At 68.6% G+C, this 12,269-nt stretch carries 13 protein-coding genes and 1 riboswitch; of the genes, 8 read left to right on the plus strand and 5 right to left on the minus strand.

All coding sequences use genetic code 11. The features are described 5' to 3' along the window. Positions 1-6: 6 nt before the first annotated feature. Positions 7-987 carry a glutamate ABC transporter substrate-binding protein gene (locus tag QM806_RS14545; protein WP_005563850.1) on the minus strand — a complete coding sequence of 327 codons (981 nt, stop codon included), beginning with the start codon at positions 985-987 and terminating at the stop codon, positions 7-9. Beyond that, on the minus strand, positions 984-2,345 hold the full coding sequence (locus QM806_RS14550) for a GlnX family signal transduction membrane protein (protein ID WP_497587412.1): 1,362 nt from the start codon (positions 2,343-2,345) through the stop codon (positions 984-986). The genes QM806_RS14545 and QM806_RS14550 overlap by 4 nt, the downstream gene beginning before the upstream one ends. A 145-nt stretch (positions 2,346-2,490) precedes the next feature. On the opposite strand from QM806_RS14550, the gene QM806_RS14555 reads away from it, so the two are divergent. Next, positions 2,491-3,249, plus strand: a complete 759-nt coding sequence (locus tag QM806_RS14555) for an NUDIX hydrolase (protein WP_005563846.1) — start codon at positions 2,491-2,493, stop codon at positions 3,247-3,249. Here the strand turns inward: QM806_RS14555 and thiE are convergent, their stop codons facing one another. Continuing rightward, positions 3,250-3,948, minus strand: coding sequence for a thiamine phosphate synthase (gene thiE / locus QM806_RS14560; RefSeq protein WP_005264846.1), 699 nt, complete (start codon positions 3,946-3,948; stop codon positions 3,250-3,252). Positions 3,949-3,972: 24 nt separating this feature from the next. Continuing rightward, positions 3,973-4,085, plus strand: a riboswitch (TPP riboswitch). On the opposite strand from thiE, the gene thiO reads away from it, so the two are divergent. The 7 genes from thiO to QM806_RS14595 all read left to right on the plus strand — a co-directional run bounded on the left by thiO (position 4,084) and on the right by QM806_RS14595 (position 10,514). Continuing rightward, on the plus strand, positions 4,084-5,151 hold the full coding sequence (gene thiO / locus QM806_RS14565) for a glycine oxidase ThiO (RefSeq protein WP_005264847.1): 1,068 nt from the start codon (positions 4,084-4,086) through the stop codon (positions 5,149-5,151). It overlaps the preceding riboswitch by 2 nt. A gap of 2 nt (positions 5,152-5,153) precedes the next feature. Continuing rightward, positions 5,154-5,378, plus strand: a complete 225-nt coding sequence (gene thiS / locus QM806_RS14570; RefSeq protein ID WP_005251712.1) for a sulfur carrier protein ThiS — start codon at positions 5,154-5,156, stop codon at positions 5,376-5,378. Further along, positions 5,371-6,138 carry a thiazole synthase gene (locus QM806_RS14575; protein ID WP_005251713.1) on the plus strand — a complete coding sequence of 256 codons (768 nt, stop codon included), beginning with the start codon at positions 5,371-5,373 and terminating at the stop codon, positions 6,136-6,138. Before thiS ends, QM806_RS14575 begins: the two co-directional genes overlap by 8 nt. A gap of 133 nt (positions 6,139-6,271) precedes the next feature. Then, complete coding sequence (locus QM806_RS14580) at positions 6,272-7,213, plus strand: ABC transporter ATP-binding protein (protein ID WP_043788362.1); 942 nt, start codon at positions 6,272-6,274, stop codon at positions 7,211-7,213. Continuing rightward, positions 7,213-8,007 carry an ABC transporter permease gene (locus QM806_RS14585; protein WP_054245724.1) on the plus strand — a complete coding sequence of 265 codons (795 nt, stop codon included), beginning with the start codon at positions 7,213-7,215 and terminating at the stop codon, positions 8,005-8,007. The genes QM806_RS14580 and QM806_RS14585 overlap by 1 nt, the downstream gene beginning before the upstream one ends. A gap of 145 nt (positions 8,008-8,152) precedes the next feature. Next, positions 8,153-9,607 (plus strand): M20/M25/M40 family metallo-hydrolase, encoded by a 1,455-nt coding sequence (locus QM806_RS14590; protein WP_169692660.1) that lies wholly within the window; start codon positions 8,153-8,155, stop codon positions 9,605-9,607. A 52-nt stretch (positions 9,608-9,659) separates the two neighbouring features. Continuing rightward, positions 9,660-10,514: an adenylate/guanylate cyclase domain-containing protein gene (locus tag QM806_RS14595; RefSeq protein ID WP_007301305.1), complete on the plus strand. Its 855-nt coding sequence runs from the start codon at positions 9,660-9,662 to the stop codon at positions 10,512-10,514. 19 nt (positions 10,515-10,533) lie between these two features. Here the strand turns inward: QM806_RS14595 and QM806_RS14600 are convergent. Continuing rightward, a protein-coding gene (locus QM806_RS14600) for an IS5 family transposase (protein ID WP_283291862.1) occupies positions 10,534-11,342 on the minus strand; the annotation gives its coding sequence in 2 pieces (ribosomal slippage) (positions 10,534-11,009 and positions 11,009-11,342; 810 coding nt in all). Positions 11,343-11,415: 73 nt separating this feature from the next. Further along, positions 11,416-12,261, minus strand: a complete 846-nt coding sequence (thiD, locus tag QM806_RS14605) for a bifunctional hydroxymethylpyrimidine kinase/phosphomethylpyrimidine kinase (RefSeq protein WP_005264402.1) — start codon at positions 12,259-12,261, stop codon at positions 11,416-11,418. Between the last annotated feature and the right edge of the window lie 8 nt (positions 12,262-12,269).

Below are 12,269 nucleotides of genomic sequence, written 5' to 3' on the forward strand. Positions count from 1 at the left end.
GTCCCCTCAGTCCTGGTACACGGCGGACGGCGGGGCGGGGGACGGCCCCAGCATCGACAGCCACTGGTCGTACATCCTGGTCCAGGTACCGTCGCGGCGGATGCGTTCGAGCGTGCCGTTGACGAACCGCACCAGGTCCTCGTTCGACTTGGTGATGCCGACGCCGTACGGCTCGGCGCCCATGCTGTCTCCGACGATCTCGAGATACGGGTCCTGGGACGCCAGACCGGCGAGGATCGTGTCGTCGGTGCTCACCGCATCGACCTGCCGCTGTTGCAGGACCACCAGGCAATCCGACCACATGGGGACCGTCAGAATGTTCGCGGTGGGCGCCACCCGCTGCAACCGTGTCAGCGACGTCGTGCCGCGGACGACGCAGACCCGTTTCCCGTCCAGGTCGGCGGCGCTGCGGATCGGGGAGCCCTTCACGACGAGAACCCGCTGCTGCGCCTCGAAGTACTCGGAGGAGAACGCCACCCGTTCCTTTCGGTCGCAGGTGATGGTCATCGTCTTGGCCACGATGTCGACCATCGACTCCTGCAGCGCCTTCTCACGATTCGCCGACGTGAGGATGCGGTACTCGAGCCGGTCCGGATCGCCGAACAGATCCCGCGCGATCTCCCGGGCCACGTCGACGTCGAAGCCCTGGATGGCACCGGTCGCCGGATCGCGGAAACTCATCAGATTGCTGCCCGTGTCGAGGCCGACGACGAGACGCCCCCGCGCGCGGATGGCGTCGACCGTCGGCATCGGCGGTGCGGCGTCGGGGTCGGGGAACGGGCGCAGGCTCGCGGTGGGATCGCCGCAGTCCTTCTCGGGAGTCGGCGGCACAGCGCTGGTCTCGGGCGCCGGCGTCGCGGCCGCGGGAAGCGGGGGCTCGGTGTACGACACGCTCGGCGATCCGACGTGCTCGGGACTCGACTCGGCGCACCCGCCGATCAGTAAGGTGGCCGCCACGAGCACGAGCGCGATCCGGCGCCGCCTCACTGATATTCCCTCAATCGAGGCCACAACCCGATGATAATTCCGCCGACCGCGATCAGTGTCAGGACAATGGCGCCGGAACCGAGCGCGGTCAGCACCCGGGCCGCGGATTCGACATTCGACCGCAGACGGTCGCGTGCGGTGCCGATTCCGTCGGTGAGCGCGTCGTCGACGGCGGTGAACTGAGCCGCGGAATCCGAAGGTCCCGGTCCGATGGCGACCATTGCCGCCGAGACGAAGTCGCCCCTGGCGAGGATCTCGTTCATGCGGTCGTGTGCCGAGGACCAGCGCGTCCACGCCTCCTGCGCCCTCGCCACCTCGTCGTGGCCGACCGCGCGGTCGCCGTCGTGGGGGTAATTCGACAGCAGGGTGTCGAGCTGACCGGACTTGTCTTCGAAGACGGCGTCGTAGTCACCGTTCGAGTCGCGGCGGACCAGTTTGAGGGTCTCCTCGGTGCGCGCCTGCTGGGCCAGGATGCGGGCCGCGGTCAACTCGTGCATCGGGCGGGCGCCCTCGGTCAGTGCCCGCTTGGTGTCGAGGGAGGAGACCAACCCGGCGACCAGCATCCACGCCAGGAGGATCGCCGTGCACGACGACGCCACGATCAGCCCGAGATTGAACGTGCGCCGACTGAGCCTCGCAATGACGATCTGGGCGACGAGCAACGCGACGAGTGCGACGAGGATCAGGATCAGCGCCAGCCAGGGCGGACGGGAGTAGTCCCGCTGCGTGTCCGCGACGTCGGCTTCCTGCTGGGCGTGCAACTGCTGCGCCATCGGCAGCATGCTCGTCTGCATCAGTGTGGACGCCTCGCTGAGGTAGGCCGCGCCGACCGGATGACCGGTGCGATTGTTGGCCCGCGCGGTCTCGACGAGACCGGAGTAGACGCTGAGGTCGGTGGAGATGGAGGCAAGCAGTCGGCGGCTGTCCACGTCGCTCGCCGCGAGTCCGCCGGACGCGTACACGAGGTCGGCGGAGGCGGTGCCGATCGCCTGCGTATAGGTGTCCCGGAGTTCGGGCGGTTCGAGACCGCCGGAGATGAACGCCGTCGTGGCCGCGGCATCCGCCACGGACAGGGCGCTGTAGAGGTTCTGCGCCGAGAACGACAGCGGTTCCGTCTCCGCGAGGACGCTGTCGAGAGTGGCTTCCCTGCTGTTCACCGTCGAGGCGGCCACGAACCCGGCGGTGAGGGTGAGCAGGACCAGGAGGGCCCCGAGGGCGGTGAGTTTGGCGGGAGTCGACTCCAGGAACGCGCGCAGTTCCTTGCGGCGTGCCACCGCGGGGTCGACGTCGTCGTCCGCGGCGGCAGACAATGCGCGGCTGCCGTGGGGTTCGATCGACGGTGCCTCACGCAGAACCACCTCGCACCCCTCCCGTGTCATGGCCGCACCTTGTGGGGAGCATATAAGCAGCGGTCGGTTCACGACTGCCGACGGGCAGTTCCGGAAGAAACCGTTAGTGTGAGGGAACTGCAGGGAGACCCATCAGGTCGGACAGGGGTAGTCGATGCGTGGTGACGGTGACGGTTGGGCAACCGGGCCGGACGGCAGTCGTCATTGGGGCAAGCACGGTGCCGCCGGGTTGTTGCTGCGTGCGCCGCTCCCCGACGAGACGCCGGCCGTCCTGCTACAGCACCGTGCGGTCTGGAGTCACCAGGGCGGTACGTGGGCGTTGCCCGGCGGTGCCCGGGACAGCCACGAGTCCACCACCCACGCCGCGGTGCGCGAGGCCCACGAGGAAGCAGGCATCGAGAGCGCGGCCATCCGCGTCCGCACCGAGGTCGTCACGATGAAGGCCGCGAGCGGCTGGAGTTACACCACGGTGATCGCCGACGCCGAGCGCCCACTGCCCACCGTCGCGAACGGCGAGAGCACCGAACTGCGCTGGGTGCGGGAAACCGACGTCGCCGGGTTGCCGCTGCACCCGGGTTTCGAAGCGGGGTGGCCGCAACTGCGCACCACCGAGGTGCGATTGCTGCTCGACCGGCACGACGTGCTGGGCGAGCGCGGCGCGCTGGCACAGTTGTCGAAGGCCCTGCCCCGCACGGTGCACCTGCCCGACGGCACCTACGGGTGGCTGCCGCGCGTCGAGGTGCTCGAGGCCCTGGACGCCGTCGGCCGCCTCGCCGAACCGGCCGGCCACGGCACCACGCTGGGAACGGTGACGGCGATCGTCACCACCGATCCCGACCTGATCGAACAGTTGCCGGCCACCGTCGTGGTCCTGCCGCCCGCCACGGTGCTGGACTGGCTGGATCAGCCGTAACTACGCGTTCTGCTGCAGCAGGGCGGACAGTGAGCGCGCGGCGGCCTGCGGGTCGCGGGCCTCGGTGATGGCCCGGACGACGACGATGCGGGAGGCACCCGCGGCGAGGATCTCCGGAACCCGGGACTCGTCGATGCCGCCGATCGCGAACCACGGGCGGTTCGGCTCCGAGTCGGCGGTCGATCGCACCAGATCGATGCCCGACGCGGTCCGTCCGGGCTTGGTGGGGGTGGCCCACACCGGTCCGGTGCAGAAGTAGTCGACGCCGTCCTCGATCGCCGCCAGGCTGGCCTGGGCGCGGCTGTGGGTGGAGCGTCCGATCAGGACGTCGGAACCCACCACGGTCCGTGCGTACGGGACGGGCAGGTCGCCCTGGCCGAGGTGCAGCACGTCGGCTCCGGCCGCCAGCGCCATGTCGGCGCGGTCGTTGACCGCGAGCAGCGCTCCGTGCCGCCTGGCCGCGGCCGCGAGCACCGACAGCGCCGCCAGTTCGTCCCGGGCGTCCATCGTGCCGAACTTCTTCTCTCCGGCCGAGCCCTTGTCGCGGAGCTGGATTATGTCGACGCCGCCGGACAGTGCGGCCTCGGCGAACTGCGCCAGGTCGCCCTTCTCGCGCCGAGCATCGGTGCACAGGTACAAACGTGCTGTTCCGAGGCGGCGCCGACGGTCCGTGAGGTTGCTGTGATGCGAGGTGGTCACGGCATGACGGTAGCCTCTACGGTGAAAGTGCAACACGGGAGTCCCGGGGAACGTGGGGCTGAGAGGGGCTCACGCCGAGCCCGACCGTCATACCTGACCCGGATCATGCCGGCGCAGGAAGTGAGGTGGAGTTCAATGGCGAGATCGGTATCCGTCGTCGGAGGCGGAGTGATCGGCCTGTCCATTGCGTGGCGAGCAGCCCGCAACGGCTGGTCGGTACGGCTGTACGACCCGTCGATAGGTTCGGGAGCGTCCTGGGTGGCGGGCGGCATGCTCGCCCCGTTGTCCGAGGGCTGGCCAGGCGAGGAGAGCGTCCTCGAACTGGGGAGCGCATCGCTCGACCGGTGGCCCGAATTCGGGAAGGAACTCGAGGCCGGAGCCGGCGTCGAGTTGTTCACGTCGGAAAGTTCGCTCACCGTCGCGCTGGACGGCGCCGACGCGGAGGACCTGCGGACCATCGCAGAATGGGTGGGCGCCCAGGGGCGGGAACTGCAGATCCTGGGCCGCGCCGAAGTCCGGGCCCTCGAGCCGATGCTGGGTCGCGGAGTCCGATTGGGACTCTTGGCCGTCGACGAACTGGCCGTGGACAACAGGCTGCTGTTGCAGGCGCTGCAGCGGTGCGCCGCCGACGCCGGAGTGGAGCTGATCGGGGAGGCCGTGCACAGCCTCGACCGGCTCGACACCGACCAGATCGTCGTCACCGCGGGCATCGCGTCACCGGCCCTGTGGCCCGGGCTTCCGGTTCGCCCGGTGAAGGGCGAGATCCTGCGGTTGCGCTCGCGTCCCGGGGTGACCCCCGCGCCGGGCCGGACCATCCGCGGCAGCGTGCACGGCAGGCCCGCCTACCTGGTGCCGCGTGCCGACGGCATCGTCGTCGGTGCCACCCAGTACGAGTCGGGCAACGACACGCAGGTCACGGTGGCCGGTGTGCGCGACCTGATCGCGGACGCCGAGGCCCTGATGCCCGCCATCGGCGAGTACGAACTGCACGAGACCTCGGCGGGTCTGCGTCCGATGACCCCGGACAACCTGCCGCTGATCGGCCGGGTGTCCGATCGGGTCGTGGTGGCGACGGGACACGGCCGTAACGGCATCCTGCTCACCCCGGTGACCGCCGACGCGACGATGGCATTGTTGGAGGGCTCGGCATTGGTCGAGGCGAAAGCCGCCGACCCCGAACGTTTCGAGAAAGTAGCGAGGTAGAGATGAGTGAGCAGCAAGTAGTGGTGCCGATCGGCATCAGCGTCAACGGCGAGGACCACGAGTTCACGGAACCGTTGACCGTCACCGGGCTGCTGGAGGTGCTGAACCTGCCCACCAAGGGCATCGCGGTGGCAGTGAACGGCGCCGTGTTCCCGCGCGCCCGGTGGGACGAGCTCGTGGTCCGGGGCTGGGAGATCGAGATCCTCACGGCGGTGCAGGGTGGCTGACGCGACGCCCGGCGTGCAGAAGGGCCTCACGATCGCGGGACGCACGTTCGGTTCACGGTTGATCATGGGCACCGGCGGCGCCGCCAACCTCACGGTGCTCGAAGAGGCGCTCGTCGCGTCCGGCACCGAGCTGACCACGGTCGCGATGCGCCGCGTCGACGCCGCAGGCGGCACCGGTGTGCTGGACCTGCTGCGCCGGCTCGACATCGCCCCGCTGCCCAACACCGCGGGGTGTCGCGGTGCGGCCGAGGCTGTGTTGACGGCGCAACTCGCCCGTGAGGCGCTCGAGACCGACTGGGTGAAGCTCGAGGTCATCGCCGACGAGCGCACCCTGATGCCCGACGCCATCGAGTTGGTCAGCGCTGCAGAGCAACTGGTCGACGACGGATTCGTCGTCCTGCCCTACACCACCGACGACCCGGTTCTGGCCCGCAGACTCGAGGACGTGGGCTGCGTGGCCGTGATGCCGCTGGGTTCGCCGATCGGCACCGGGCTCGGTATCGCGAACCCGCACAACATCGAGATGATCGTGGACGGTGCGGGGGTGCCCGTCATCCTCGACGCCGGCATCGGGACCGCAAGCGACGCCACCCTCGCGATGGAACTCGGCTGCGATGCGGTGTTGCTGGCCACGGCTGTGACCAGGGCGAAGGATCCGGCGCTCATGGCGTCGGCGATGCGCGGGGCCGTGGTGGCGGGGTACGAGGCACGTCACGCGGGCCGGATTCCCAAGCGGTTCTGGGCGCAGGCGTCGTCGTAGTCCTCGGGGTCGCGTCGGGGTCCGGCTCAGGGTCCGACCGGTAGGCTCAGGGTCCGACCGGTACCAGGGGACGAGCCGGGAGTAGACCTGCGGCCGATGCGCGCCGTCCGCAGGTTCGGGCATCCTTCTCATCATGATTGAAGTGAGGGGACTGACAAAGACCTTCGGTGCGACGAAGGCGGTGGACAACCTGACGTTCAACGTGAAGCCGGGTATGGTCACCGGCTTCCTCGGCCCGAACGGTGCAGGCAAATCGACGACGATGCGCATGATCCTCGGGTTGGACCGCCCCACGGCGGGCAGCGCGTTGATCGACGGCAAACCGTACAGCGACCTGGTGCAGCCGCTGCGGACGGTGGGGGCTCTGCTCGACGCGAAGTGGGTGCACCCCAACCGCTCGGCCCGCGCCCACCTGCAGTGGATGGCGGCGTCCAACTCGCTGCCGAAGAGCCGGGTCGACGAGGTGCTGCACCTCGTCGGGCTCACCGAGGTGGCCGGGAAGAAGGCAGGCGGGTTCTCGCTCGGCATGTCGCAGCGCCTGGGCCTGGCCGCCACGCTACTCGGCGACCCGAAGGTGCTGCTGTTCGACGAGCCGGTGAACGGGCTCGACCCGGAGGGCATCGTCTGGATCCGGAAGTTCATGCAGCGCCTCGCGGCGGAGGGTCGCACCGTGCTGGTGTCGAGCCACCTGCTGTCCGAGATGGCGCTCACCGCAGAACATCTGGTGGTCATCGGCCGGGGGCGTCTGATCGCCGACACCACCGTGTCCGAGTTCGTCAGCAAGTCCTCGGAATCGACGGTGCGGGTGCGGAGCCCCCAGCTGGACGCGTTGCGTAGCGCGCTCACGTCCAACGGGCTCACCGTGCGCGAGGACGGATCCGACGGGCAGCAGGCGCTCGTGGTGGTGGATTCGTCGACGGACGTCGTCGGCGGGATCGCCGGTTCGCAGGGCATCGTCCTGTACGAGTTGGCATCTCAGCGCGGATCGCTGGAGGACGCCTTCATGAAGTTGACCGGAGACGACGTGCAGTACCACGCAGAGGGCGTCGAAGATGTGATGAGGGGTGCACTGTAATGGCTGTTCTCAATGCCGAACGGATCAAGGTCACGTCGACGAGGTCGCCGTGGTGGTGCACGGTCATCATCATCGTGCTGGGCCTTGGCCTCGCCGCAGTCATCGGGCTGAGCGCGAAGGCCAGCATCAACTCCTTCAACAACCAGATCGCGGACGGTAAGCAACCGGATTTCGATCCGTTCCTGCCGCAGATGTCGGACGCCGTCGGCGGTGTCTCCGGATTCGGCGTGCTGGTCCTGATGATCCTCGCGGCACTGGCCGTGACCAGCGAATACCGGTTCGGCGTCATCCGCACCACGTTCCAGGCCATCCCGAACCGGGCGTCCGTCCTCATCGCGAAGGCGGGCCTGATCGGCGCGTTCGGTGCGGTGCTGACATTCGTGCTCACGTTCGGCGCGTACGCCATCGCGAAGGCGACCGCGGGTGACGAGGCAGGAGCGGCGCTCACGCTGTCGGGTGACGACGCCTGGCGGTCGATCTACGGCGTCCCGATCTACGCGTTCCTGTGCGTGGTTCTCGCCGTCGGCGTCGGCACGCTGCTGCGCCAGTCGGCAGGCGCGATCGCCCTGCTGCTGCTGTGGCCGCTGCTGATCGAGAGCCTGTTCAACCTGTTCGGGTCGTTCGGCCAGAAGATCATGCCCTTCCTGCCGTTCCTCAACGCCAACAACTTTTTGGGGGCGCCGCAGGGGGTCGACTTCCACTGGGGCCCGTGGGGCAGCCTGGTCTACTTCGCGGTGTTCGTCTTCGTGATCTTCGGGGCCGGCCTGGTGGTCGTCAACAAGCGCGACGCCTGACACCCGATACAGTACTTTCGCCCCGTTCCTCCGCCAGGTGATCGTCGGGAGACCTGGCTGAGGGTGACGGCGGGGCGGGAGCCTGTGGGCCGGTGCGAAATCCATTCGCGCCGGCCCACAGGTGCTTCTGCGTTAGGCTCCCGACATGCGACTACGGGGAGCCTTCACAGTCGGAGTGGCCGGTGCGATGATCTTGGCCGGGTGCTCGTCGACGAGCGAACCCGATTCGCCGCCGGTCGACGCGAGCGCTCTCGCGGCCTCGGTCACCGAGGGCGGTGTGGTGGGGCACCTGGAGCAACTGCAGACGATCGCCGAGAACAACAACGGCAACCGCGCGGCCGGAACCTCCGGCTACGACGCCAGCGTCGACTACGTCGCACAGGTGCTGGAAGACAAGGGCTTCGACGTCGAGACGCCCGAATTCGAGTTCCACAAGTTCGACGTCCGGACGGAGGCACTCAGGTCCGGCGACCGTGACTTCGAGGTGCGTGCGCTGTCGTATTCGCCGTCGACCGGTCCGGAGGGGATCACCGCCCGCCTGGTACCCGCCCCCAAGGACGAGAGTCCGGGATGCGAGGTCACCGATTACGACGGCCTCGACGTCACCGGGGCGATCGTCCTCGTCAACCGCGGGGTGTGCCCGTTCGCGGCCAAGCAGCAGTTCGCGTCCGAGCGCGGCGCCGCAGGCGTGATCGTCGTCAACAACGAGGACGGACCGATGAACGGCGGAACCCTCGGCGACCCGGACGTGGGCAAGGTGCCCACCGGCGGAGTGAGCAAGGCGGACGGCGCCGCACTCGAGCAGGCCGGGGGCGACGTCACCCTCACCCTCGACACCACCACCGAGTCGAGCACCGCTCGCAACGTCATCGCCCAGACGAAGACCGGTTCGACCGAGGACGTCGTGATGGTCGGCGCCCACCTGGACAGCGTCCCGGACGGTCCCGGCATCAACGACAACGGCACCGGCGTCGCCGCGACCCTCGAAACGGCCGTGCAACTCGGCGGTTCGCCCGACGTCGACAACGCGGTGCGCTTCGCGTTCTGGGGCGCCGAGGAATTGGGTCTGCTCGGTTCGGAGGCCTACGTGAACAGCCTCAGCGAGGACCAGCGGAACGACATCGCGCTGTACCTGAACTTCGACATGCTCGGTTCCGAGAACGCCGGCTACCTGGCGTACGACGGCGACAACTCCGACAAAGTCGGCGAGGGGCCCGGACCGGAGGGTTCCGCGGGCATCGAGCGCACGTTCATCGAGTTCCTTAAGGGCAACGGGGTCGCCGCCGACGGCACGGACTTCGACGGCCGATCCGACTACGGTCCGTTCATCGAGCACGGCATCCCCTCGGGCGGCGTGTTCAGCGGCGCCGACGAGACGAAGACCCCCGAGCAGTCACAGAAGTGGGGTGGCACCCCGGATGTGGTGTACGACGAGAACTACCACAGCGCGACCGACACCCTCGAGAACGTGAACCGGGCCGCGCTCGCCAAGAATGCCGCCGCGGTCGCGTACGCCGTGGGGGTGTACGCGGAGTCGCTCGCCGGGCCGAACGGTGTCCCCACGGGCGCGGACCGGGAGAAGGCGCGGGCGGCGGAGTGATGTCCGATTCGGCACGGGTTTGTGCATGTGACGCTGGGTTACCCTTACTCTCGTGAGCGACGACCCGGCCGAAGAGAACAGTGCCGAACTCGACGCTGCGCAGACACCGAAACGAGGCGACAAGGTTCTGGGCTGGATGGGATCGGTGAACCGGCAGCCACAGCTGATCGAAGGGCTGCGGAGGGTTCGTCGTGCGCTGCCCGGCGATCCGGCGTTCGGCGATCCACTGTCGACGGCAGGCCCCGGCAGCGCACGGGCCATCGCCCGCGTCGCCGATCGCTTCCTCGACCACCAGCCGGGTGCGTCCCGAGAGATGAGCCTCGGCGCGTTGCAGGTGTGGCAGGCGCTGCTCGAGCGCACCGGGCGCGGTCGGGGAACGCAGGAGGTGACCATCGTGTTCACCGACCTGGTGGGGTTCTCCAGTTGGTCGCTGCCCGCCGGTGACAGCGCCACCCTCGCCCTGCTGCGTGACGTCGCCCGAGCCGTCGAGACCCCCATCGTCGACCGCGGCGGGCACGTGGTGAAGCGCCTGGGGGACGGCGTGATGGCCGTCTTCCCCAGCCCGGACCGCGCGATCGACGCCGTCTTCGCCGCACAGGAAGCGCTCGCGGAGGTGGAGGTGGACGGCTATCGCCCCCGCATGCGTGTCGGCATCCACACCGGCGTGCCCCGGCAGATCGGCAGCGACTGGCTCGGCGTGGACGTGACGATCGCGGCGCGCATGATGGAACTGGGCGGCGACGGCAACGTGATGGCGTCGTCCGCCACGCTGGAGAGTCTGCAGCCGGGCACCCTCGACGAACTGGGTGTCGGCGTCAAACCGTGGCGACGCGCCTTCTTCGCCCCCGCGCCCAGCGGGGTGCCTTCCGATCTCGGTATCTGGCGGTTGCGGCTCCGCCGCCCGTGAGTACTTCTTAGAGCGTGTCTCATGTGGGAAGTTTCTTGAAGCAGGTGAGTGCGGCGGCGAGGTGAAGGAAGCCAGCGAAGTGTTCGCCGTAGCGTTCGTAGCGAATGGTCATACGTCGGTAGCCGGTAAGCCAGGCGATGGTGCGTTCGATCTTCCACCGGTACCGGCCGAGGCGATCGTTTCGCTCAATGCCGCGGCGGGCGATCCTCGGGACGATGCCTCGTTCACGCAGCCACCGTCGGTGCATGTCGTAGTCGTAGCCCTTGTCGGCGCGAAGCTTTCCCGGCTTGCGTCGGCGTGGTCCGCGCCTGGACTTCGTCGCCGGAAGCGCGGCCACCATCGGTTGCAGCATCGTGCTGTCGTGGGTATTCGCCCCGGTCACACCCACGACCAGTGGGATTCCATTCGTTTCGGATAGGACGTGGATCTTCGATCCCTTCTTGCCGCGGTCGACGGGACTGGGGCCGGTCAGCGAACCCCCCTTTTTGCCCGGACGCTTGCCGCGTCCAGGATTGCTGCCGTCCAGTCGAGTTCGCCCGCGCTACCGAGTTGGTCGAGCACCTCGCGATGGAGTTTTTCGAACACCCCGTCGCGCACCCAGGCACTGAACCGTCGATGCGCGGTTGGCACGGTTACCCCGAAGGACGGTGGCAGGTGCCGCCACGCACATCCGCTGGTGAGCACATACACGATCGCGGTGAACACCGCTCGGTCATCGGCGGGGGTACTGCCACCTCCCTGCGGCCGGGCGACAAAAGGCGGAATCAACGGTTCGACTATCTCCCACAACGCATCCGGCACCAACCTCAGTGACAACTCATCTACCACGCGTCACATTATGTCCCACACATCACTTCATCCACATGAGACACGCTCTTAACCGCCGGACGTTAACAAGTACTCACGAGTGACGGAGTCGCCACAGGGGAGAGACGGGGCCGTGACCGGCGCCCAGGTCGTACGACGCCTCCAGACACTTGGTGACCCATTCCTTGCCGAACGCCACCGCATCGGGCACGGACCACCCGTGGGCGAGAGCGCTCGCGATGGCGGCCGCGAGGGTGTCGCCGCCGCCGTGATCGTTGCCGGTGTCGATACGGGGACTGCTGAACTCGAGGAACCTGTCACCGTCGAACAGCAGATCGGTGCTCGACGCCGACGTCCGGAGATGCCCGCCCTTCACGATCGACCACTTCGCCCCGAGTGCGTGCAGCGCCTCGGCGGCCCGGCGCGCGGTCGCGTCGTCCACCACCTCGATGCCGGTGATCAGCCGGATCTCGTCGAGGTTCGGGGTGACCACCGTGGCGATCGGGATCAGCGTGTTCCGCACGGCGTCCAGCGCCTCGGCGTGCAGGAGCGGATCTCCGTGCATCGACGCGCACACCGGGTCGACGACCAGCGGGACCGGTTGGTCGCGGCCGATCCCGACCTCGGTGCACACGGCGGCGACGGCCTCGATGATGGCCGTCGACGCCAGCATGCCCGTCTTCGCTGCCCCGACCCCGATGTCGTCGACGACGCACCGCACCTGCGCGGCCACCGTCTCCGGCGGAATCTCGTGGAAACCGCTGACGCCCACCGAGTTCTGCACCGTCACCGCGGCAACAGCGACGCAGGCGTGGACGCCGCACAGCGCCATCGTCCGCGAGTCGGCCTGGATCCCGGCGCCGCCGCCGGAATCGGTGCCGGCGATGGTGAGGACGCGGACGGGGGTCTGGCCGTCGGGGGTCAGGGGCAGCAGCTTCACGAAGGGGA

The sequence above is a fragment of the Rhodococcus sp. IEGM 1351 genome (assembly GCF_030056875.1).
Taxonomy (GTDB): Bacteria; Actinomycetota; Actinomycetes; order Mycobacteriales; family Mycobacteriaceae; genus Rhodococcus_F; species Rhodococcus_F opacus.